General features: G+C 60.3%; 27 protein-coding genes. 18 read left to right on the forward strand and 9 right to left on the reverse strand.

The window, feature by feature from the left end:
* Window positions 1-321 precede the first annotated feature (321 nt).
* The 6 genes from PYRFU_RS02690 (at window position 322) to PYRFU_RS02715 (ending at window position 5,557) form a co-directional block, all read left to right on the forward strand.
* Window positions 322-1,554 (forward strand): ATP-binding protein, encoded by a 1,233-nt coding sequence (locus tag PYRFU_RS02690; RefSeq protein WP_048191445.1) that lies wholly within the window; start codon window positions 322-324, stop codon window positions 1,552-1,554.
* Window positions 1,555-1,556: 2 nt separating this feature from the next.
* Window positions 1,557-2,909, forward strand: coding sequence for a DUF2201 family putative metallopeptidase (locus PYRFU_RS02695; RefSeq protein ID WP_244403888.1), 1,353 nt, complete (start codon window positions 1,557-1,559; stop codon window positions 2,907-2,909).
* A gap of 57 nt (window positions 2,910-2,966) precedes the next feature.
* Entirely contained in the window at window positions 2,967-3,188 is a 222-nt protein-coding gene (locus PYRFU_RS02700) for a hypothetical protein (RefSeq protein WP_014026093.1), read from the forward strand.
* Window positions 3,148-4,149 (forward strand): hypothetical protein, encoded by a 1,002-nt coding sequence (locus PYRFU_RS02705; RefSeq protein ID WP_014026094.1) that lies wholly within the window; start codon window positions 3,148-3,150, stop codon window positions 4,147-4,149. Before PYRFU_RS02700 ends, PYRFU_RS02705 begins: the two co-directional genes overlap by 41 nt.
* Window positions 4,150-4,237: 88 nt before the next feature.
* Window positions 4,238-4,726 carry a PaREP1 family protein gene (locus tag PYRFU_RS02710; protein ID WP_014026095.1) on the forward strand — a complete coding sequence of 163 codons (489 nt, stop codon included), beginning with the start codon at window positions 4,238-4,240 and terminating at the stop codon, window positions 4,724-4,726.
* A 273-nt stretch (window positions 4,727-4,999) separates the two neighbouring features.
* Window positions 5,000-5,557 (forward strand): hypothetical protein, encoded by a 558-nt coding sequence (locus PYRFU_RS02715; protein WP_014026096.1) that lies wholly within the window; start codon window positions 5,000-5,002, stop codon window positions 5,555-5,557.
* A gap of 20 nt (window positions 5,558-5,577) precedes the next feature.
* Here the strand turns inward: PYRFU_RS02715 and PYRFU_RS02720 are convergent, their stop codons facing one another.
* Window positions 5,578-6,309 carry an ABC transporter permease gene (locus PYRFU_RS02720; RefSeq protein ID WP_014026097.1) on the reverse strand — a complete coding sequence of 244 codons (732 nt, stop codon included), beginning with the start codon at window positions 6,307-6,309 and terminating at the stop codon, window positions 5,578-5,580.
* Window positions 6,306-7,244, reverse strand: a complete 939-nt coding sequence (locus PYRFU_RS02725; protein ID WP_048192260.1) for an ABC transporter ATP-binding protein — start codon at window positions 7,242-7,244, stop codon at window positions 6,306-6,308. The genes PYRFU_RS02720 and PYRFU_RS02725 overlap by 4 nt, the downstream gene beginning before the upstream one ends.
* Before the next feature lie 37 nt (window positions 7,245-7,281).
* On the opposite strand from PYRFU_RS02725, the gene PYRFU_RS10710 reads away from it, so the two are divergent.
* A complete protein-coding gene (locus tag PYRFU_RS10710) occupies window positions 7,282-7,632 on the forward strand; it encodes a hypothetical protein (protein ID WP_341871669.1) in 351 nt (116 codons plus the stop codon).
* 17 nt (window positions 7,633-7,649) lie between these two features.
* Window positions 7,650-7,961: a PaREP1 family protein gene (locus PYRFU_RS02730; protein ID WP_341871673.1), complete on the forward strand. Its 312-nt coding sequence runs from the start codon at window positions 7,650-7,652 to the stop codon at window positions 7,959-7,961.
* Between the two features lie 105 nt (window positions 7,962-8,066).
* Here PYRFU_RS02730 and PYRFU_RS02735 read toward each other — a convergent pair whose 3' ends face one another.
* The gene (locus PYRFU_RS02735) at window positions 8,067-8,477 is read right to left on the reverse strand and encodes a type II toxin-antitoxin system VapC family toxin (protein ID WP_048191448.1); all 411 of its coding nucleotides are present in this window, start codon (window positions 8,475-8,477) and stop codon (window positions 8,067-8,069) included.
* On the reverse strand, window positions 8,464-8,694 hold the full coding sequence (gene vapB, locus PYRFU_RS02740; RefSeq protein ID WP_167827812.1) for a type II toxin-antitoxin system VapB family antitoxin: 231 nt from the start codon (window positions 8,692-8,694) through the stop codon (window positions 8,464-8,466). Before vapB ends, PYRFU_RS02735 begins: the two co-directional genes overlap by 14 nt.
* A 292-nt stretch (window positions 8,695-8,986) precedes the next feature.
* On the opposite strand from vapB, the gene PYRFU_RS02745 reads away from it, so the two are divergent.
* From PYRFU_RS02745 to PYRFU_RS02760, 4 genes are all read left to right on the forward strand, one after another.
* A complete protein-coding gene (locus tag PYRFU_RS02745; protein WP_048191449.1) occupies window positions 8,987-9,784 on the forward strand; it encodes a class II glutamine amidotransferase in 798 nt (265 codons plus the stop codon).
* A 119-nt stretch (window positions 9,785-9,903) separates the two neighbouring features.
* Window positions 9,904-10,929, forward strand: coding sequence for an AIR synthase family protein (locus tag PYRFU_RS02750; RefSeq protein WP_014026103.1), 1,026 nt, complete (start codon window positions 9,904-9,906; stop codon window positions 10,927-10,929).
* A 143-nt stretch (window positions 10,930-11,072) separates the two neighbouring features.
* A complete protein-coding gene (locus PYRFU_RS02755; RefSeq protein WP_014026104.1) occupies window positions 11,073-11,666 on the forward strand; it encodes a PaREP1 family protein in 594 nt (197 codons plus the stop codon).
* A gap of 270 nt (window positions 11,667-11,936) precedes the next feature.
* Entirely contained in the window at window positions 11,937-13,163 is a 1,227-nt protein-coding gene (locus tag PYRFU_RS02760) for a tRNA (guanine(10)-N(2))-dimethyltransferase (RefSeq protein ID WP_014026105.1), read from the forward strand.
* Here the strand turns inward: PYRFU_RS02760 and PYRFU_RS02765 are convergent.
* Entirely contained in the window at window positions 13,160-13,576 is a 417-nt protein-coding gene (locus PYRFU_RS02765) for a helix-turn-helix transcriptional regulator (RefSeq protein WP_014026106.1), read from the reverse strand. The two genes, PYRFU_RS02760 and PYRFU_RS02765, sit on opposite strands and share 4 nt — an antisense overlap.
* A 190-nt stretch (window positions 13,577-13,766) precedes the next feature.
* Here PYRFU_RS02765 and PYRFU_RS02770 point away from each other — a divergent pair, with 190 nt between their 5' ends.
* Together PYRFU_RS02770 and PYRFU_RS02775 are read left to right on the forward strand one after the other, a co-directional pair.
* Window positions 13,767-14,735, forward strand: coding sequence for a DHH family phosphoesterase (locus PYRFU_RS02770; protein WP_014026107.1), 969 nt, complete (start codon window positions 13,767-13,769; stop codon window positions 14,733-14,735).
* Window positions 14,732-15,514 (forward strand): hypothetical protein, encoded by a 783-nt coding sequence (locus PYRFU_RS02775; protein ID WP_014026108.1) that lies wholly within the window; start codon window positions 14,732-14,734, stop codon window positions 15,512-15,514. The genes PYRFU_RS02770 and PYRFU_RS02775 overlap by 4 nt, the downstream gene beginning before the upstream one ends.
* A 55-nt stretch (window positions 15,515-15,569) precedes the next feature.
* On the opposite strand, the gene PYRFU_RS02780 is transcribed toward PYRFU_RS02775, so the two are convergent.
* Window positions 15,570-16,694: an aminopeptidase gene (locus PYRFU_RS02780; protein WP_244403865.1), complete on the reverse strand. Its 1,125-nt coding sequence runs from the start codon at window positions 16,692-16,694 to the stop codon at window positions 15,570-15,572.
* Window positions 16,695-16,733: 39 nt separating this feature from the next.
* Window positions 16,734-17,930: a tRNA(Met) cytidine acetyltransferase TmcA domain-containing protein gene (locus PYRFU_RS02785; protein ID WP_014026110.1), complete on the reverse strand. Its 1,197-nt coding sequence runs from the start codon at window positions 17,928-17,930 to the stop codon at window positions 16,734-16,736.
* Window positions 17,931-18,294: 364 nt separating this feature from the next.
* On the opposite strand from PYRFU_RS02785, the gene PYRFU_RS02790 reads away from it, so the two are divergent.
* Together PYRFU_RS02790 and PYRFU_RS02795 are read left to right on the forward strand one after the other, a co-directional pair.
* Window positions 18,295-18,510, forward strand: coding sequence for a hypothetical protein (locus PYRFU_RS02790; RefSeq protein ID WP_244403889.1), 216 nt, complete (start codon window positions 18,295-18,297; stop codon window positions 18,508-18,510).
* On the forward strand, window positions 18,507-18,935 hold the full coding sequence (locus PYRFU_RS02795; RefSeq protein ID WP_014026112.1) for a type II toxin-antitoxin system VapC family toxin: 429 nt from the start codon (window positions 18,507-18,509) through the stop codon (window positions 18,933-18,935). Before PYRFU_RS02790 ends, PYRFU_RS02795 begins: the two co-directional genes overlap by 4 nt.
* A 96-nt stretch (window positions 18,936-19,031) precedes the next feature.
* On the opposite strand, the gene PYRFU_RS09835 is transcribed toward PYRFU_RS02795, so the two are convergent.
* On the reverse strand, window positions 19,032-19,787 hold the full coding sequence (locus PYRFU_RS09835; protein ID WP_014026113.1) for a CBS domain-containing protein: 756 nt from the start codon (window positions 19,785-19,787) through the stop codon (window positions 19,032-19,034).
* 91 nt (window positions 19,788-19,878) lie between these two features.
* Here PYRFU_RS09835 and PYRFU_RS02805 point away from each other — a divergent pair, with 91 nt between their 5' ends.
* Both PYRFU_RS02805 and PYRFU_RS02810 read left to right on the forward strand, forming a co-directional pair.
* Entirely contained in the window at window positions 19,879-20,085 is a 207-nt protein-coding gene (locus PYRFU_RS02805; protein ID WP_014026114.1) for a ribbon-helix-helix protein, CopG family, read from the forward strand.
* The gene (locus PYRFU_RS02810) at window positions 20,069-20,491 is read left to right on the forward strand and encodes a PIN domain-containing protein (RefSeq protein ID WP_014026115.1); all 423 of its coding nucleotides are present in this window, start codon (window positions 20,069-20,071) and stop codon (window positions 20,489-20,491) included. The genes PYRFU_RS02805 and PYRFU_RS02810 overlap by 17 nt, the downstream gene beginning before the upstream one ends.
* Window positions 20,492-20,503: 12 nt before the next feature.
* On the opposite strand, the gene PYRFU_RS02815 is transcribed toward PYRFU_RS02810, so the two are convergent.
* Complete coding sequence (locus PYRFU_RS02815; RefSeq protein ID WP_048192270.1) at window positions 20,504-20,842, reverse strand: DUF167 domain-containing protein; 339 nt, start codon at window positions 20,840-20,842, stop codon at window positions 20,504-20,506.
* Window positions 20,843-20,847: the final 5 nt, after the last annotated feature.

Raw genomic sequence — 20,847 nt, forward strand, 5'->3', positions numbered from 1 at the left:
TCGGGGGCACAGTGGCGCCCCGAGGCCCGTAGCGTTGGCATAGCTGAGCCTAGTGTTCTAGAGCCCTGCATTGTGTTCTGCTGTTGTTTTGCAGTGCTGCGTTGATTGTCTTGGTTTTGCGGGGCGGGCCTCGGGGCGCGAGTGGGGTGGCTCCTAGCCTCCGCCCGGTTGTTTTCTTGCTTTCTCCCCCCGTTCTCGTTCTGGTGGTTTTGGTCTCTCGCCCGATGATGGGTTTCTCTCCCTGAGGGCACCAGGTTTCCGGCCTTGTCCTCCCCCATGTCCCCCTGGTTCTCCTGTCTGCGCAGTGGTCGTTGCCTCCGCGTGACTGACGCTGTCGAGATGCTCGTGTGTCGGGTTAACCCGGTTGTTCTCGTCGGTGCGCCGGGTGTCGGGAAGACTAGCCTTGTGAGGGAGGCTGCGAGGAGGTACGCCGAGGAGCGTGGCCTTGTGTTCGTGGATTTGACGTCTGGTGTTGTCAGCGTCGATGGTTGTAAGGGGCCGCTGCACGATGTGCGTGTGAGGAGGTGTCTTGTTAGGCTTGTGGAGCGCGACCCGGATAGGTTTATGCTGTTCTACCGTATGGTGATGTCCCACGTTCTGCCCGAGGACCTGCTCGGTGTGCCCCGCGTGGATAGCGAGACATCCACAGTTGTGTATCACAAGCCTCTCCCGGTACACCTTATGACGGTTGAGGGTGTGCACGGGGTGCTGTTCCTGGATGAGGTGTCGAGCGTGGCGCGTGACGATGTGCGTAGCCTGCTATACGCGATGCTCGACGAGAGGCGTGTAGGTGACGTGGTGTTGTCGAGCAGGGTGTTCATAGTGGCTAGCGGCAATAGGCTAGGCGACGATGATAGTGTGGAGCCTCTCCCGGCGCCTATAGTGAACCGCGCTGTTGTCGTCCACGTGGTGCCGCCTTCTATCGAGGAGTGGGGCGAGTATATGGACGGGAGGTACGAGAGGTGGTGGAGCGATGCGCTCGGCTACCTGCTTCTTAGGCCCTCCCTCTTCCAGGGTAGGCCAGCCCGTAGCCGCCTCACCGGCTACGATAGCTTCCCGTCTCCACGCTCTTGGGAGAAGCTGGCTGGCGAGGTCATGGTGAGGGCGTGTAGGTGGAACCATAGGCGTTGCAGCCTGGCGAGCTTCGTGGTCGGGAGGAGGGCGTGGGAGGAGGTGCTGAGGCTTGACAAGCTCGCCGCCAGGATGGGCATAGACGTTGGGAGCCTAGCGGATGTTGCTGTTGAGGATCTCCTGGTGAGCAGGCCGGGGCTTGTTGTGGAGGCTCCCGAGGTTGCGGCCGACATGGTGGCGTACGATGTTATAGTCCGGGGTGAGGAGGGTTCCCTAGACACGCTGGCCGATGTGCTAGCCAAGCTGAGGGGGTCTAGGCTTGACGTGGAGGGCGTGATAGCCAGGATAGAGGCGTTGATGAGGGTGTCGAGGGAGCTGGGGTTGGAGCTGGCGAGGAGGCTCTCGGAGAGGGACGAGGGGCTGGATAGAGCCATACGCGCCTACATCGAGAGGGTTGTGAGGCAAGGCTCGCGGCCGCCTTGAGGGTGCGTGTCTCGTTCAAGCCCCGCCCCGCCCTTAGGCCGGGCGACGCTCTCGACAAGGCTGCTGTGATGCTGGTGCTTTGCAGGCTACTCGGGGTCGCCGGTAGGGTTGCGTCTGCATCCACGCGCCTCGGTGTTTCGAGGCTCCTGCGAGAGGTGGAGGTGTTTATCGCGCCGGTTTTCGAGGAGGGTGCCCCCGCCTTCACGGACGGCAGGCGCGTGTACATCGATGCCAGGTTCATGCTCTTCTCTGGCCTGGCCGAGATACTCGACATCGTCGTTCTACACGAGCTTGTGCACGTGGGGCTCGCGCACCCCGAGAGGAGCGGGAGGCTAGTCGCGTCGGGGGTCTCGCCGGGCGCGGTGCTCCTAGCAGCCGACTACATCGTGTTTAGGAGGCTCGTGGAGGCTCTAGGTGCGCATACCGCGGGGCTACTGAGGCGGTGGTTGCACGTCGACGACAAGCTCCTCGACTGGCTCCTATCCACCATAGGCGAGGGCATAGAGGAGTACAGGGATGCCCCCCTGGAGGTTGTCGCCGAGGCTGTCGACCGGGCTCTCCGCCACCTCCAAGCTATGAGGCCGAGGCTGGTGCACGCCGTCGCCGGGGACCAGCTTAACGACCTGGAGCGTTTCATAGGCTCTCTGGACGGTCTTGCAACAGAGCGCCGGGTTGAGAACGACGACCGCGAGCACCGTATGCTGATCTCGCTGTTGGCGCGTATGCTTAGGAGGGTGTTGAGGAGAGTCTCTGGCGTGGAGAGGAGCAGGCTAAACTCATACCAGCGTACACCCTCCAGGCCCTCGAGGCGCCTCGGGTCTCCCCCAACCACACTCTACGCTCCGGGTGGAGCGTCGGCACCCCGTCTCTACGCGTTGATAGACACTAGCCTATCGATACCCTCGTGGGTCATAGCCGAGGCGGCTAGGGTCGTGGCTGGTGCCGCGAGGAGGCTAGGGTATAGACGCGTCTACACGATACTATGGTCGGATAGGCCCTACTTCGCCGGGAGCGTGCCGAGCAGGCGTCTCGTGGAGGAGGTTGCGTCGCGGGCGGAGGGCGGGGGCACGCTCCTCGCGCCAGCACTGAGGCTCGTATCGAGGCTCGGCCCCCAGAGGAGCGCCATAGTGATACTCTCGGACTTCGGTATAGCCGACGACCTAACCGTCGTCAAGAAGCTCCTTGGGTCGTTGAGGGCCTCCGGAGCCAGGATAATACTGGTGTTGATGCCTGGTTTTGAGGTCAGGGATGTGTTCAGGGAGCTGGGAAGGTACGCCGACGCAGCCATTGATATCGTTGAGGAGTTGCACGAGCTGCGCGCCAGGCGCGGGCCGGGTGCAACGCCTACACGATGACAGCCTGTTGCACCAGGTTGAGAGTGTCTATCTCGAGGCTAGAGGCGGGTGCTGACAGTGACGCGTAGGCGCCGGAAGACGGTTGACGTGCTTGATGAGGTGTTGGAGAGGTTGACGTGCTGCGAGGAGGGTGGAGAGTGTAGCGGGGAGACGGAGTACAGCGTGTACGACGAGAATACTAAGCAGCTAGTGTATCTCGTGGCGTGTCATGACAGTGTTCTGTTGCATGGTGGTGTGCGTGGCCTCCTCTCTCGCAGATTGCATCGAGAAGCTGGGTAGCGCGGTAGAGGCGCTTGTGGAGGCTGCCAGGCTGTGCGGGGAGGACCCGAGCTGCTATGCTAGTATCGCGCGCGGCCTCCCTCCCCACCCATTCACCCGCAAGGGTGACCCGGCCTGCTACGAGCTTCTACGTAGGCGTGTAAGGGCCTCCGTGGGGCAGGGTCGCTTATGCAACATAGTCTACTCGATACGCTTGGATGTGCTCGGGCGCGTCTATGTGGCTCGTGGCGCGGCGCCTGGGCTCCGCGTGGCTACATACCAGTGTAACGACGAGAGCCTGTTTAGCATCGTGCTGGGGGGTCGCGGCGCGAGCGGCAACAGCACTGTAGTGTTGGGCGGGGTTGCGCTGCCCCTGGCCACACCCCGGCCCAGCCTTGAGCTCGAGCTGAAACCAGACGCGCTTAGAGCTATGCTGCTCGGCGTGGCGTCCGGGCTGTACGGCGTCTCACGTGGCACAGCGAGGCTCAGGAGGCTGTTAAGCCGCATAGTCCTTTACATACTCTCGCAGTATGCTGGTAGCGTAGTGTCCGGCGAGAATGCGAGAGGATGGCACCCCCACGCGACGCTAAGATCGTTGTGGCTGAGGCTCCCGGTGCCCATCCCGTGTAGACCCTTCCCCACCGCCGCCCTCGTCGAGTGCCGCGATGAGACCGCCCTAGCCGCGCTCTACAAGAGGCTAGCCCACTGGGCGCTCAACACTATCACAGCCCTCCTGGAGTACGAGGATGTGACGGTATCGAGGCTGATGGGTGGAGACGTGTTCGTTGCAAGGCTCATGGTGGTCGGTGTGGGGGGCGGTGGGCAGGTGAGGGGGTTCACGGTGTTCCAGGGCGACCTGGACACGTTTAGGAGGGTGACTCGCCGTGCTGGCTGCCGAGCCAAGCTATACCCCCTCGACGCTGTGAAGATCCACCATAGAGGCTCGTGCACACACCCGGCCGCGTCGTGGTACCGCAGCTAGCCTAGAGACGCGATACACGTGCGTGGAGATGCGTCCCGCGGAGACCAGCTTTACCGTGCTTCGGGGAGGTTGTAAGTGGGCGTCGGGCTTGACCAGCATAGTTGCTCTCCGGCTTCCTCGCAGCGTGGTTGAGAGGCTGGAGCGCGAGGCTAGAGGGCTTGGCATGGGTCTAGAGGAGTACGTGTTAGAGCTTCTCCTGCATGACCTGGATCCGCCGGAGCGTGTGAGAGAGTACATCGAGGCCGCTAGGTTACTCCTTCAACGGGCTCGGGAGGAGCTAGAGAAGGGGGATGTTAGGCAGGCTGCTGAGAAGGCGTGGGGGGCTGCTGCGCTGGCTGTCAAGGCCTACGCGGCGTGGAGGGATGGGAGGAGACTAGCGAGCCACGGCGAGCTATGGGAGTACAAGAGGAGGCTGGAGAAGGAGCTTGGAGAGTGGGTTCACGACGCTTGGATGAACGCCACGGGGATGCACGTGTGCTTCTACGAGGGGTGGTGTACGCGGGAGGATGTGGAGAAAGCTTTGGAGAGAATCGGGAGGCTGGTAGGTGAGATCGGGAAGCGTGTAGGGGCACGGTAGCCCCGCGCCGCGGGCAACCATGGCGGGATTTGAGGCCACGGGGTATTTCTCGAACGTGTCTTTGCTGGAAACATTCTTTCGGGTTGGTAACCTGGGCGGTGGCTGCATGCGTGGCGGGCATCACGTGTTACGTGCGTATTGTCTAGCTCCCTCTTCGCGCTTCCGCATCTCTAGACGCTGGTGTTACGCGTAGCATGCAACGACCTCATGCGTGGGAACGTTGCACCCCAGTGTTATGTGTTGAGGCCCCGGCGTACATGATGGTGGTATGTGTTGGCGGTTAGGGTCGAAAGACTCGCCCTATACACTCTCCTCGCCGTAACCATACTAGCGTCCACGGTCGTCCTCTCGAAGCTATACAGTTACATCACGACCAACGTGTCTGTGGGCTTCGCGTCTACGGGCATAGAGGTTAGGGGCGCTAGGGTTGTCGAGAAGCCGGATGGGGTCGACGCCTCTATTAGCGTTGAGGAGTCGCTTTGGGGTGACAGCCTGGTCATAGACATCAGTGTGGACGGCTTGTCGGATAACGATAGGGTTGTATTCGAGTTTGAGGTTGTGAACACGGGCTCTAGGAGCGTCGAGCTCAGCGTTGAGAGCTTGAAGCGTAGGATAGGCGGCTGGGGGTGCTACGTCGACGTTACTGTACAGAGGCGGGGGTTGCTAGGCTGGATTAACGTCAACACCTGGGATAAGTTCGAGCTGGACGCTGGCGACTCGATGACATTCCGGATTATAATTGAGGCTCCGAGCGGCGTGAGCGACAGCTGCGCCGGCGACAGTATAAGCGACACGGACGTCTTCAAGCTCAGCGTTGAAGCCGGGAGCTAGGCGTAGGGGTGTCACTGACGCTACTCTAGCCCCCATCTTACGCTCCTCGCGGCTACAGTCATAGATGCTACCAGCCACGCTATGAGCGCGGTTAGCGGTAGTATCGGCGGGTATGGGCTTAGGCCCACGAGGCTCCGTGCGAACTCTGCCGCCGCGCCCGTCGGGACGAGCGTCACGACAAGTAGCCTGAAGGGCTCCGGGATTACTGCTGCCGGGTAGAAGACCGGCGGCAGCATCATCAACGCGAAGCTTATCGGGTTGGTTATCGCCGCTATGTTTGTCGGCTTCTCTATCCTCATGGCTATGGCTAGGCCGAGGGCTGTACTGGTGGGTGTGAGTAGAAGCATTGCTGCGAAGCCAGCCAGGAGGTAGTGTAGCGCGTTGAGCAGCACAGCCACAACTATCATGACGGCGAGCGGTGCCGGGGCGAAGATGAGGTGCCCGAGTAGCGCGCCGATGATATAGGCTCTTGGCGTTACCGGGGACGCCACGAGCATGTCTATCATCCCCGTTATTCGCTTCCAACCCACCTCCTGCCCGACCACGTTGAGACCCAGCGAGAGGCCACTAGCCACCATGAATGCTATGAGGGTGTGGCGTACCGCGCCGACACCGCCCCACGCGTAGAGTATCACCATGAACGCAACTACAGTGAACACCTCTTGCACTATCCACATTGGTTGTCTCAGCACCCATCTCGACTCGAGGACGGCGACGCCCAGCACCTTGCGGAGGGTCTCCCGGAGGCTCACCGCGCGCCACCCCTCGTGTGGTACAGGTAGACGTCCTCCAGCCCAACCTCCTCTATCGTGACGCTCTCCGCGTCAACCCTCGAGGCTATCTCGGAGGCCTCACCGCGGTCGCGCGCGTAGAGCACGAGCATGTCGCCGATCTCTAGCCTCGGGCCGCTCCACTCGACCCTCCTGGGTCTCCGGAGCACGACGCGGTAACGGTAGGGTATGCTGCTCCGCAGCTCCTGGGGCGGGCCCTCGGCAGCCACACGCCCCTCGCTTATAAGCACCAGGTGGTCTGCGAGCGCCTCAGCCTCCCTCATGTCGTGTGTCGTCAGGAGAACAGCGCTGCCCGACGAGGCGTACCTCCTCACGATGCCCCACACGCTGTACTTCGACTCCACGTCGAGGCCCGTGGACGGCTCGTCCAGGAACACCACCTCGGCGCCAGTAGCGAGCGCCATAGCGGTCACAACCTTCCTCTTCTGGCCTCCGGAGAGGTGCCAACCAGGCCTATCCCTCACATCCCAGAGCCCGAGCTCCTCTAGCACCTCCCTAGCCCTCGCATAGGCATCCGAGACGCTCCACCCACGGGCAACCAGGTACCACTTCACGGCCTCCATGGGCGTGAGGTTCGGGTCTATGCTCGCCTCCTGTGGCACCAGCGCAATCCTCCTACGAACCTCCCAAGCCTCACGCACCACGTCGAAACCAGCCACAAGCCCACGACCGCCAGTAGGCCTAAGGAGAGTAGCCAGCATCTTCACGGTCGTGGTCTTCCCGGCGCCATTCGGCCCGAGGACGACCGTCACACGGCCATACGAGGCCCGGAAGGACACCTCCCTCGCGCCCCACACGCCATTAGGATACCGCTTCGAGAGGCTCTCGGCTACAACAGCCTCGCCGCGCGCCAAGATGCCCCGGGGCCTCCACAACCCCGCGACAATACCCGACATAATAACAGCTTTGTGTGCAAACAGCCACACGTCAATATTGAATGGTAGGACAATTGTCGCCGGTAAAGACGGGTTTAGCGCGGCAGGTATCATAGCGAGCAAGGCTAGACTCTCGTTACACGGCGTCCATGCAACGCGCAACTATAATCCAGTTAGGTACCCGCAAACCCCAGACGTAGAAATAGACGAGCCTATCTCAGTCCTGCTGGGGGAGGTTGTGCACACCACGGTGACTATCCGTATCCCGAGGAGCATGGTCAAGAGGCTTGCAAGGGAGGCTGAGAAGCTCGGAGTAACCCTCGAGGAGTATATACTCGACCTTCTCTCCAGCGACACCGACCCGCCCGAGAGAGCCCGGGAGTACGCGAGGCTGCACAAGCGCTCCTAGAGGAGGCGAAGGAGGAGCTGCAGCGGGGCGATGTACGCCAGGCCGCCGAGAAGGCATGGGGTGCCGCTGCGCTCGCCGTGAAGGCCTACGCGGCGTGGAGAGATGGAAGACGGTTAACCAGCCACGGCGAGCTATGGGAGTATATCGGGGTGTTGAAGAGGGAGCTGGGCGACTGGGCCAGTGACGCGTGGTATGCCGGGCAGAGCATGTACGTGTGCTTCTACGAGGGGTGGTGCAAGCCGTTCCACGTCCGGGATGCACTCGAGAGGATAGAGAGGCTTGTACAGGAGGTTGTCAGGAGGGTACTCGGTGAAGGCGTGGGAGCCTAGGCGCGTTAAGCTCGCCAGGGTTGGAGCGCGCCTCGTGCGTGTTGAACTCCGGTTTCGGGGTCCCGTCCTCGTGGCCGTATACCTTGGGACTCGGGTCTCGCGCCTCTAGGCCAATAGGCGTGTGTTTACACCGACTTGCCTGGCTGCCTCTGCTTGCCTAGCGTCGCACGTCGCTAGGGTCGCTTTCTTGGCGAGGGCTAGGGCTACATAGAGCGCATCGTACACGGTGATACCCGTCTCTAGTGCCAGCCTGAAAGCATCTGTCAGCACGCTGTCCTCCGGCTCCACAGTTACCACCCCCTTCTCGACGAGTATGGTGAGCGCCCTTGCCTTCTCCCTAGCCTCCCTGTGGCCTATCAGCCCCCTCCTGACGGCCTTCCAGATGGCGTTAAGCACCTCCTTCAGCGCATGGTCAACCGTAACCGCTGTGCTGGAAGCCAAGAGGTCCCTAGCCTTCTCCCAGCCCTCCTCCCGTAGTATGAAACGCGCCAGGATAGAAGCGTCAACCACTATCACGGTCCTCCCTCACCATCCGCACGACCATACCGCGAGGCAATACAGGGTGGCCTCGGAGCAACTCCTCAGCCTCACGTAGAGCCACAAGCCTCTCGTAGTACCTCACACGCTCCTCAAGGAACGCTATGATCTCCCTCCTCCAGTCAACGACGTCCCGCAGAGCCATCATCCTCTTCTTCAAATCCCGGGGCACCCGTATACTCAGAACCTCAGACACCCGCACACACCGCGCTCAACAACATGTAGACGGGGTCTAGATAAGCTTGCTCGTTCGGCCCGCGGGCTCCCACCAGCGAGACTAGCCACTACATGCTAGTCGAGGAGCGCAGCGGTCAGCGCTGCTTGCCAGCCCGCGAGCCAATCGTAACGGACAGAATCAACATTCATTACAATCCATACCTGATACGTTCACATATCCCACAATCCAGTCGACCACGCAATCCGTCTTATGGCAGAGCGAATAATTTATATAAGAACGTTTAGGAGACTATAATTTGCGGGTTGAACGTATGTGTCGTCTATTCGGCTTATACGCTAACAAGCCTGTAGACGTCACCTTCAGCTTCTTTGAGTCCCCGAAGAACAGTCTAGTGGGGCTCTCATACAGTAATCCCCATGGATGGGGTGTCGCGTGGCTAGACAATAGCGGCTGGCAGGTGATCAAAGAACCCGTGGCATTGTACGAGTCGAGGAGAGCCAGGAAGGTTATCAAGAAGCGTGTCTACGGCAGGATAATAGTGTCTCACGTTAGGCTCGCCAGCTCCGGGGGCAGCGGGGTAGAGAATACACACCCGTGGGTCTACCGGGGCTGGGCATTCGCGCACAACGGGACCATATACGACAGGTCGGCACTGCTAAAGCTCCTCACCGACGAGCACCGTGATAGTCTCGAGGGCAGTACGGACTCTGAGGCGTTCTTCCACCTCATAGTCCAGGAGGCTGAGGAGCTGGGAGACCCTGTGGACGGCATAAAAAGCGCCATCAGGAAGATGAATAGGAGCGGGATTAGGTACACGTCGCTGAACTTTATCGCCAGCGACGGCGAGAGGCTCTACGCCCTAAGGTACGCCGCCACAAGCCTAGGCTACTACACGCTCTACTACCTAGAAAGGCCAAGGGACGGCCTTGAGCTGAGGAGGTTGTCGGAGGTGACGCGGCAGCTCATAGCGGCGAAGCTCGCCCGCGGCGAGAGAGCCTTGCTCGTAGCCTCTGAGCCTATGAGCGACGAGCCCAACTGGAAACCAATCCCGAACAAACACCTACTCATAGTCTACTCCGACCTAAGCACAGAGATCGTGAGAGTGTAGCATGGTACATACTTGTTTAGGCTTCGAGCCTCTCCTCGGCTCGAGGTATAAGTGGTTGACAGCGCGTCACGCTTAGCGCCAGCGCCAAACCAGTACAGGTTAAGCTAATGGTGGTTGCTGTGCGTGGCTCGCGCCTGAAGCCGGGTAAGCTACCCCAGGATCTCCTTGAGCGTCTGGTGTTGCGGCGTGTGGGTGTGTTGGACGAGAGTGTGGTGGTCGGGCCTCGTGTTGGCGAGGACGCGGCCGTCACAAAGCTCGGTGATGACTTGTATCTCGTGGCGCATTTGGATCCGATAACGGCTGCTGGGAGGCTCGCGGGTTGGCTCGCCGTCCACGTCGCCTGTAATGACGTTGCCGTTACGGGTGCTAGGCCGCGTTGGCTCCTCTCCCTCATACTGGCGCCCGTGGAGGCCGCCGAGGAGTTCATCGAGGAGGTTACGAGGCAGATGCATGAGGCTGCCGTGGAGCTCGGCGTGGGTATAGTTGGTGGTCACACGGAGGTTGTGGAGGATAGGCAGCCGCTGGTTGCTGTCACTGCCGTGGGGGTTGCTAGGCGCCCAGTGTTGACGGGTGGAGCCCGCCCCGGCGACTACATTGTGATGAGTAAGACGGCGGGCGTCGAGGGCACGGCGATACTAGCAACGGACTTCGAGGGTGTGCTAGTCGAGCGCGTGGGTAGGGACGTGGTGGAGAGGGCTAAGAGCTTCCTAAAGAGGGTGAGTGTCGTCAAGGAGGCCATCGTCCTCGCCGAGAAGGGGCTCGTAGACGCAATGCACGACCCTACGGAGGGTGGCGTGCTGGGCGGCGTATACGAGATGGCCTATGCTTCTGGGCTCGCGGCCGAGGTGTGGCTCGAGGAGATACCGGTCGCTGAGGAGACCAGGCTCATAGCCGAGGCTATGGGGGTAGACCCCTACAGACTCATAAGTAGTGGCGTGTTGCTCGCCGCCGTGCCGCCGGACAGGGTGGATGAGGTGCTGGGCGTGCTTAGGAGGGAGGCTGGCGTCGAGGCGGCGGTGATAGGACGGTTCCTGGGGGAGAGGAGGCCAGTCGTCCGGGTAATGGAGGGCGGAGTGGTCAAGGAAGTCATAGATAGCATGGTGCCCGACGAGATATACAGGGTTGTATCGAGGGCGTCAAGCTGAGTGCATTCTGTCGTAGATGCGGCTCCATTCACTACAACCCGCCGCCATCAACCAGGTACAGTGCCGACGGTGCAACTGTGAAGTCATATCATGATACGCATATGTACTTGGCTTGTGTATATTCCGGGCGGGAGTGGTGTAGAGTGACGCTTGATACCGGGTTATTAGAAGAGCCGTTGCCTAAGCCTAGGAGAGATCTCGTCAGCTACGCTGGTGCACGGACGCTAGAGTCTCTTCTGGAGTCGCTGTTGTCGCTGGAGTTCCTCGGCAAGGGTTACACTAGGAATGCTGCCGGGAAGGCCTTCCAGGCGTGGAAAGCGCTGCTTGGGGCGCTCCTGGCGCTAAACCGGGACAAACTAGAGGAGATACTTGGGAACAGGGAGCAGGTTAGGTGGCTAGAGGAGATTGGGATACCCCGTGTGCCGACAGCTAAGCTTAAGCGGCTGGCACAGCTGCTAGAACGAGCAGGTTATAAGTATATCTCGTTCCACATTGATAAAGCACTGGATCTCCATGATTACCAGTACCACGGGCCCGATCCGAGCGGAGAACTATCCAAATATACTAGTAGAGGGGAGGCAGCCGAGGATATCATCCTCCTGCTGGAGGCGCTGGTAGAGCTGGTAGAGAGGAGGGTCAAACCAGTGCTTGAAAGCGTGGGGCAGTGGACGGATGAGCATAGCCAAGCGCTACGCCAGCTGGAGAAGAGGATAAGCACCCTAAAGGGGGCGAGGTAGCGGTCAAATCGCAGCCCTGTGTCGAGACTTTCCGAGCGGCTAGTTGAAGAGGCGGCGTCCTCCCAAGCCCGGTACGCCTACGCCCCGATAGTATTGGTGGCGGTTTCATACCTGGTAGCCTTCTGCCCAGCCCCGGCGGCTTTTGCCTAGGCACCGTTCTCGTAGGTAAGCTATGTTTAGTCGACGGGTATAACACGCAACCTATGGGACATACTCGTAGGCTTATCCTAGTCCTTGCCTCCTCTCCGGGAGGCGTAGGGTGGACGCGCCATGGCCATGGACTGCCCGGCGCTGGACGGCGAGCCTCTTGTCGAGGCTAGGGAGGGGTTGGCGAGGCTCTGTGTACCGGACCCAAAGAGGTACCTTAGGCCTGACGGCGTGTATGAGCCTGCGTGGGCGCCTGTCTTCTACAACCCCAGGATGGCGTTCAACCGTGACGTGGCTGTCGTGTTCCTAAGGGCGTGGGCCAAGCTACGCGGCGTCGACGAGCCTGTGGTTGTCGAGCCGCTTGCTGGCTCCGGTGTTAGGGCTGTACGATATGCTCTCGAGGCTGGCGCTGGTCGCGTGTATGCCGTTGATATCGACCCGGTGGCGGTGAGGCTAGCGGAGATCAACATCGAGGTTAACAAGGTTGCGGATCGCGTGTACCTCGCGCAGGGCGATGCTAATGCCTTCCTGCACACTCTCCGCTCCAAGAAAGCCAGGGTACACCTGGTTGATCTCGACCCCTTCGGCTCCCCGGCGCCATTCATAGAGGCTAGTCTAGCGGCACTCCGAGGTAGAGGCGTGCTAGCAGCCACGGCTACCGACACAGCCCCGTTGACCGGCACGCACCCGGCAGCCCTCAGGAGGCGCTATGATGTAGTCCCGGGTAGGAGCTTCCTGGAGAAGGAGCAGGCTGTGAGGATACTAGCGGGCTACATCATACGCCGCGCGGCTAGCCGCGAGTACGGGGCCAAGGTGCTCCTCGCATACTACGCGGACTACTATGTCCGCGTTTATGTCGAGCTTGTGCCGGGCGCAAGAAGGGCGGATAAGAGCCTCGAGAGCCTCGCCTACCTCGCCTTCTGCCCGAAGTGCGGCATAGCGTGGTACGCGAGTAAGCCTTGGAGGCCGGGAGGCTGCCCGCGCTGCGGCTCCCAGCCGCAGCTCATAGGGCCGGTCTATGCGGGGCCGCTCTGCGACGAGAAGCTCGTAGACGAGATGATACGCGTGGCTAGCGAGGCAAGCTGGCTCAGCAACCAGGCGAGGACACTCGAACTGCTCCGCCAGCTTCGCGAGGAGTGCGGGCTTGTCAACCCGCACTACCGGGTGGACAAGGTGGCCTCCGTGTTGAAGGTCAACATGCCGAGCCCGAGGCTGGTCGTCGAGGAGCTGAGGAGGCTCGGGTATCGCGCCACGCTAACCCACTTCGATAAACGCGGTGTGAGGAGTGACGCGCCGCCAGACGTCATCTACAATGTTGTCTGGCGGCTCTCCCCGTCAAATGCCGGTTAGCGCCTCTCCCTCTCCTCGGTCTTGCTCGTCAACCAGATTGAGAGCCTCGGGCACTTGCGGGGGTCGTGGAAGCCGCCGGTGTAGCACTCGTGCAGGTAGAGGCACGTGAAGCACGGCACCTCGATAGCGACGTTCAGCGAGACGTCCATCTTGAAGCTCCTTGGCGTCGTGGAGCCGGGCTTCGCCAGGTAGAGCTTGTAGGTACGGTGCCCCCTGTGTACCGCCGGCTCACGTACAATCAAGCCCTTCTTGTAGAGGCGCAGCGCTAGCCTCGACCCCTCACGGCTGTCTATGCCCAGCAACTTCCACAACTCGTGCTGGTAGATGCCCTCCTTGCCACGGCTCTTTATTATCTCGAGGGCCTTCTGCTCGAGCTCCGAGAGGCTTGGTCTATGCTCCTCCGAGATAGCCATCTCTGACCCCTCCCCTAAGAGGGTGTGACTACCCCGAAATTGTATTTCTCTCTCGAGAAGCCCCCTATATCCTACATCTTCACACTCCACCCGCATCTATCATAAACTAGGGTTAATTAGAGGGTGTATGTACCTAGTCTAGTTGTGAGACTGTCGCCACAGCGAAGATTTAGCATGAGGAATGATAGCCTTGAGGCGTGCAGCGGTAGTCTCGCACTGGGATGTGGATGGTGTCGCCTCGGCGGCTATCGCGAAGAGGCTAGGGGCTAGTATAGTGAAGCTTGCGTCTATCACGGCGCTCCCGCGTATGATCGAGGAGGCTGTACAGAGCCTAGAGAAGAGCGGCGGCGACACCCTCATAATAGCTGATTTGAACCCGTCGCCTGGCCAAGAGCTGTTGATAGTAACGTCGCTGGACTATGCGCTGAGCCTGGGGGTCCGCATAATCTGGCTTGATCATCACGAGTGGGAGCAGAGGATTATTGAGGAGCTTCGCGGCATGGGTGTAGACGTGCGCGTTGACACGGGGAGGGTCGCAGCTGAGCTGGTGATGGAGGCTCTTGGGTGCCGCGACGGCGTATGCATGAGGCTCGTGGAGCTCGCGGTTGATGACGACCGTTTCGTCAACAGTGATAGGCTTGCTGTGAGGTGGAGGAGGCTTCTACGCTGGTATGGCTGGAGGGTGAGGTACCAGGCTGTTGAGGAGTGGGCTAGGGGCAGGATATGGCCAGAGTGGGCTAGGAGCCTATGGGAGAAGATGGAGGAGGAGTACGAGAGGCTCATGGAGAAGACTGTGGCGGGCGTCCAGATCCACAAGAGGAATGGGCTGAGCATTGCTACCGTTCGGGTTGCCAGCGAGAAGTTACACCCGGGCGAGGTGCACGAGAGGCTCCTGGAGAAGGGGGTTGAGGCCGACATCTACGCAATGATATACGAGAATGGCGTTAGCCTACGCTCCTCGACGGCGCCCCTCGCGTGCATAGCGAGGCTACTAGGGGGAGGTGGTCACGACAACGCCGCGGGTATACCGGGTGGAGAGTGGACACCAGAGTCCCTCGTGGACGCCCTGCTGGGGGCGCTGGAGCGCTGTGCGAGCGAGAGACCCACCGATGCTATAAGGGCGCGTGCGTCCCTGGCAACCTGGGCGAGGGCGAGTTGAGCCGTATACTAGCTCCGCTCGCCATAGCCCTAGCTTTGATGATATTCGTGACGACGGTTGTCGCTGCAGAAGGCCCGCCTGGGAGCTATGCGCGCTACGAGTTCATGCTTCGCAACGTGCTTGGCCCCATACCCGGGCACGAGACCACAATCAGGCTTTACGCCGAGGGGGTTCTCGACCTACGCGTCACAGGAGTGAAGGACAACATGCTAGTTGTGAACTATACTGCAAGCCTCGACAAGTTTAACGTCGAGGGTCTCCCAGGCGGCGAGCAGATGAAGAAGATGCTAGCAGAGAAGTTCAGCCAGGGTGGCACCCTCCTCATTGACCCGGAGAGATGTGCGACCAGTAGTGCTGGGTCGATTGCACAACCAGAGCAGATGATTACAAGCCTCGCGTTCTACTGTAACGTTGGGCAGCTCGAGGCTATCGCGGCCAACCTTACGCGCATGGGTCTGGACGCTCGCGTCGAGCGGACCAGCGACACCTATACACTGGTCGTCGAGGGGCGCGGGCTGCACGCCAGGATAGTCTATACCTCGACGGGCGTCCTGAAAGAGGCGAGGCTGGCGCTGAATGTCACGCAGGCTGCTAGCCCGCATGGGCCTGGTATACACGGCGAGGTTGAGATGAGCCTACGTCTCTTGGACACAGATTTCCCGATGCCCGGGCCCGCGGGGCTACCCGTCGATAACAAGGAGCTTATCATAGCAGCTGGTGCTGCTGGCGGAGTGGTTGCAGTTGCACTGTGGCTTGTCTGGAGAAAGGGTGGTCGGTAAACCGCGGCTCGCTCATCCCTCTGGGGTCGCAGCCGGGCATGAGCAGGGGGTCTCCTCACTCCTCTAGTAGGAACCTGCCAGCCTTGTAGATAAGCTCGCCATCGGCATAGACGCGTGCCTCTGGGTCCCTCATGTCTTTTATCAGGTCCCAGTGGATGGCGCTCTTGTTTCTCGAGCCGGTCTCCGGGTAGCCGTTTCCAAGCGCCATGTGGATGGTACCCCCTATCTTCTCGTCGAAGAGTATCTCTCGCGTCGCCCTGGTTATGCCATAGTTCAGCCCGAAGGCCAGCTCTCCTAGCCTCTTGGCGCCCTCGTCCACACTCAGCATCTTAGCGAGGAAGTCGCGGCCCTTGACGGCGTCATACTCTACAACCTCGCCCCTCTTGAAGCACAGCTTGACGCCCTCTACCTCCACGCCGCGATAGACGCTCGGGAAGTCGAAGCGTACACAGCCCTCCACGCTATCCTCGACGGGGCCCGTGAACACCTCGCCACCCGGCATATTCTCGTGGCCGTCGTCAACGATCCAGCGGCGGCCACCGACCTTCACGGTTAGGTCGATGCCCGGGCCCTTGAAGACAAGCTCATCAGCCTTCGAGAGGATCTCGTCGACTATCCTCCTCTGGTACTCGGCTTGCCTCCTCCACGCGGCGACCGGGTCGTCCTCCGTGACCTTCACTGCTCTTGCCACGAACTCCTCGAACTCGATAGGCGTCATGCCAGCCTCCTGGGCCATCGCGAGCGTCGGGTAGGCGGCGAGAACCCACCTCTTCTTGCCCTCAGCGGCCTCCTGGAGGAACCTCGTGAAGTAGGGCTCGAGGGCCTTGCTCCTCCTAGCCTGCTTCTCCGGCGGGATACTCACAAGATTCTTCAAGTGGCTCGGGGCAAAGAGGGTTATCACGACGTCGAACTCGGTGTATATGCTGCGGCGGAGGGCGTCAACGAAATCGATCTGCTCGTCGCTAGCCTCGCGGTAGAATATCTCGGCGAGGATATCATCCTCCAGGTATAGTGCGGGGTGCGCGCCCCTCCTCAGCACCTCGCGGTAGACGAGCCTTGCGAGGGGGAGAGCCTCAAGCCACGTCCTTATAACGACACGGTCGCCGCGCTTAACCTCGACGCTGTAGTCTACGAGGAGCCGCGCGTACTTCTCGAGATACGCGGGGAATACGATGGACACCGGGCGTTTCACCGTCCCACGCTTTAACGCCTGGAGGGTTTAACCGGTAGCCTCGCCCGAGACACTCCTACACACCGGGAGCTGGTCTGGATCGGACGGCGCTAGGAGGAGGAGACGGTTTAGAAGCTGCTCTAGCGGGTCGCCCGGCGCGAACCTAACGGGCGTTCTAAGCTCGACCACGCGGGGGGACGGCAGCTGCTCGATGAGGACGCGGAGCCAGTACCTGCCGCTACCCTCGTAGCCGTGCACCGTCGTCACGGCTATCGTGTTTCTCGCGCGCCCAGCGAGCCTACGTACACGGGCAGGGCCTACAGCCGCAGCCTCCTCTATCACGACTAGCGGGGCTGGCTCGGCTCTCCACGGCTCAAGGTAGCGGACGCGGAACCACGCGCCCTTCAACCCATGGTAGAGTCTGCCAGGCCCCCACGCCTTGAACCGGATACGCGCCGCCCTCAACCCCCTAGCCAGCCACGAGAAGAGCGTCTGTACGCTAGCCTCGCTAGGCCCCGTGACGACAACATCGCCGACGAGCTTCTCGGCTATCAACGCGGCCAGTGCGAGCCCCACAGCAGCGCTCTTGCCGCGTCCCCGGTCGCCCGTCACCAGCAGCACGCCGGCCTCGTAGCTCTTGACTAGACGCCTAGCCTCCTCCACAACCCTAACCTGATCCTCGCAGCACAGGAGCCTCGCTAGCCACCCAGGTATGCCGCCCCGCGGCTCGACACCACTCCACCAGCGTGAGGGGCCACTCTCTATACGCGTGGTGGACACGCGACCCGAGCCTAACTCGATTACCACCCGGTTGATGCTCATCCGCTCGATGTGTCTACGGAGCCTCTCTGCGAAGAGACCGAGGGACTCTGGTGCGGAGAACCCGTTCCACCCGTGAGAGGCGAGTATGAGTACGCCACCGCCCCTAACCATCTCCGCTGCGGCGGCCAGCGTGTTAGCCTGCAGACCCTCAAACGCGTCAATGACAACGACATCGTGCTCCTCTCCCAGCCTCTCGTGCAAGTGGCCCACAAAGACCATGTCCCAGCCTCTTAGCAGCTGCCTCGCGGTGTCAACGCCACGCCCCGGCCAGTAGACAAGAAGCGAGTCGCGAGCCTCAACACGGGACACCACACTATAGACGTCGCCAGGCTCGCCGAGGATAACCGCAAGGCCACGGTAGCCGCCGCCACGCAAGCCACCCACTAGAGCCTCCAGGGCCTCGATGGCACGCTTTGCCTCCAATCCTCAAACCCAGTATTGGAGGCCCTCCACTCTCTCCTAGAGGCTGATCGGCTACGACGTCCTTACTATCTCCGTGTATTGGCTTGATAAGGGGCGTATGCACGCCTCTCTGCAAAACTGGATACGTTCATAGCCGCAATGCGCTTGACACTATGATAGACTCCTAGGGGCTTCAACGTCCACTTGCCTCAGCATAGCGGATACGCTCAGTTTGTATTGTGCTGGGTGGGAGAATGTTGTTGGTACGAACAGCTCATGGGTGAGTGCTTTGAAGATTTGCCGGAGGGGTTAACCCTGGGGGCCGGGAGCGATATAGTGGATATAGTGGATGCCTATCTAGGAGGTGTGACTCATATTGTCTGTTGTGATTAGCGTGCGTATACCAAGATGGGTTAAAGAGATTCTCGAGAGGCACGGAGTTGACGTATCAGAGCTTGTGCAGAGGGTGCTGATAGAGAAAGCTGAGAGGCTTGAAGAAGAGGAGCTTGCTAGACTCCTAGATGAAGTTAGAGCGAGACTGTCGGGAAGGGTGGACGTAGCTGAACTCGTGAGACTGATAGATGAGGAGAGGAAGCGTTGAAGATACTGCTCGATGCTAGCGTCTATGCTCCTCTCGTTATCCTCGCTGGCTCTCGTCTCCTCAGGATAGCGGACAGGCTGGCGATTCTTGACCTCACGGTATATGAGGTCTGCAACGCCTTCTGGAAGGAGGCTAGAAAGCTGCACAGAATAAGCACTGACGACGCTATTGTCGCGTGCAAAGCGGCCTACAAGGCGTCAAAGAGGATAACGGTAATCGGTTTGGACGATAGCATCGTTGAAGTGGCTATGCGGATAGCAGCCGAACAGAACATTACATTCTATGATGCGAGCTACATAGCCGCGTCCATCAAACTCGGGCTACACTTGGCCAGCGAGGACAAGGATATACTAAAAGCGGGTCCACGATACGGCCTTACACCCTTGCGTCTACAGGATGTAACGCTGCTCTTGGAACGTAGCTAGGCCCGTCCATACCACGGATGGTAGAACGCCTCACACGTCGTTTCTACACACTTAGTCTAGAACGTGTGCTGTAGCGGCGGCCTAACGACGAGCCTCCTAGCCAGCGTATACCCTCACGGCGTCGCGCTCGGTGAATATCCCGGCGAGGGTACCACCCTCCACCAGGATAACCGCGCCCACGTTGGACCTGAGCACCTCCTCAGCCGCCTTGTAGACCGGTGTCCAGAGGTCGACTGTAACAGCGGGCTTCATGACCCTACCAACCTGCTCGTAGAGCATCTTTGGGTTAGCCACTAGAGCCTCCATCAACATATGCACTGTTGTGATCCCGGCGAGCGCGCCCCTAGCCAGCACCGGCAGCCTGCGGAACCCGCCCTCAACTATCACCCCAAGAGCTTCCATTATCGTCGCCTCGTACTCCACGTACACCAGGCGCCGGGTCGCGTGGCGGTAGACGGGGTCGCGCCTACCCTCCTCCACGAGAGCACGCACCACGTCCGGCTCGCATATCGCGCGTGTAACGACATCATCCTTTACTACCGGGAGGCAGCCTATACGGTGAGAGTGCATTATCCTAGCAGCGTCCCTCATCGACACTCCCTCCTCGACGACGATAACTGGGCGCGTAGCTAGCCTCGACACCCTCTCCTCGAAGAACCTCCTCACCGCGTCAACCCTCTCGACGTCACCCGCCGCCTCGAGCTTCTCCATGAAGCTCCTTGCGGCATCCACGACAGACAGTATACCCTCTACACGCTCGCCACTCGTGACAAGCACATGGTACAACCCATACTCTCTCATGACGCGTATAGCGTCGGCTATGCGGGCATCCGCCTCGACAGCTGGAAGCATACGCCCCAACCTAGGCGAGCACCGTTATAGATGACGATTAATGGGGTATAAAGGTGGCTGGTGTACCGGTATACCGGTGCAGGTGGTATACGTGACAGAGGTTACTACGATAAAGGTGTCGAAGAATACCCTACGCGGGCTTGAGAGGCTCAAGAGGATCATGGGAGCATCCAGCTACGACGAGGTTATACGCGAGTTGATACGCGAGTACCGTGCCTCGAGACTATCGAGACTCATGGGCAGGAGGCCTGGCCTATCACCGCTGAGAGAGGAGGAGAGGCTTGACGCACGCGACTAGAGTTGTTGTCGACACGTACGCGTGGGTCGAGGTGCTAAGGGGTAGTAGGGAGGGTCGTAAAGCGCTTGAAGTGATAGGCGCTGCTCAGGAGGTTTACACCCCTAGCATCGTGCTTGTTGAGCTTGCAGCGAAGCTCGCTAGAGAGGGCGCCAGCGAAGAAGAGATACACGATACGCTCAGAGAGATTCTCGAGGCTAGCGACCTTGTCGAGATAACGCCCCGCTTGGCTGTCGAGGCTGCAAAGTGCAGGAGAATTCTAGAGGAGCATGCGAAGAGGCGCGGGTTGAGAAGCAAACCGAGCTTAGCAGATGCGATCATACTAGCTGCGGCGAGGATGCTGGGCGCCAAGGTGTTAACCGGTGATAAACACTTCGAGGGGCTCCCAGAGACTATTTGGCTCGGGTGAGTGGCGGGGAGCCTAGCTGCTCTCCTCGCTGCTAGCTAGCACCTTTACCAACGCCTCTATGACCGTGTCGCGGTCGACCTCATAGATACGCACGCGTTTCGTGGTGTCCCTAGTGCCGTACACCACCTCGACCCTAGAGGTTGGGATGTTTAGCAGCTGAGCAAGGTACCTCACTAGGTCTGCATTGGGCCTCCCAGCCACATCTGGTTCTACCGTGTGGAACACTAGGTCGTCTCCCTCGAGTACCAGCTTGGACTCGCGTTGCTCCGGCTTAACATACACTATGATGTCTACGTAGCCGGGGCCGTCATACACGTGCTTCTCGAGTATACTCCGGATCTTCTCCTCCATGCTCA

This window comes from Pyrolobus fumarii 1A (assembly GCF_000223395.1).
GTDB classification, from domain to species: Archaea; Thermoproteota; Thermoprotei_A; order Sulfolobales; family Pyrodictiaceae; genus Pyrolobus; species Pyrolobus fumarii.

What these genes read in the sequence shown, in the direction of transcription:
- PYRFU_RS02745 (WP_048191449.1), top strand. Translation starts at nt 8,987, where the DNA reads ATGTGTCGTCTATTCGGCTTATACGCTAACAAGCCTGTAGACGTCACC.
- PYRFU_RS02760 (WP_014026105.1), top strand. Translation starts at nt 11,937, where the DNA reads ATGGCCATGGACTGCCCGGCGCTGGACGGCGAGCCTCTTGTCGAGGCT.
- PYRFU_RS09835 (WP_014026113.1), bottom strand. Translation starts at nt 19,787, where the DNA reads ATGCTTCCAGCTGTCGAGGCGGATGCCCGCATAGCCGACGCTATACGC.
- PYRFU_RS02765 (WP_014026106.1), bottom strand. Translation starts at nt 13,576, where the DNA reads ATGGCTATCTCGGAGGAGCATAGACCAAGCCTCTCGGAGCTCGAGCAG.
- PYRFU_RS02725 (WP_048192260.1), bottom strand. Translation starts at nt 7,244, where the DNA reads ATGTCGGGTATTGTCGCGGGGTTGTGGAGGCCCCGGGGCATCTTGGCG.
- PYRFU_RS02815 (WP_048192270.1), bottom strand. Translation starts at nt 20,842, where the DNA reads ATGGAGGAGAAGATCCGGAGTATACTCGAGAAGCACGTGTATGACGGC.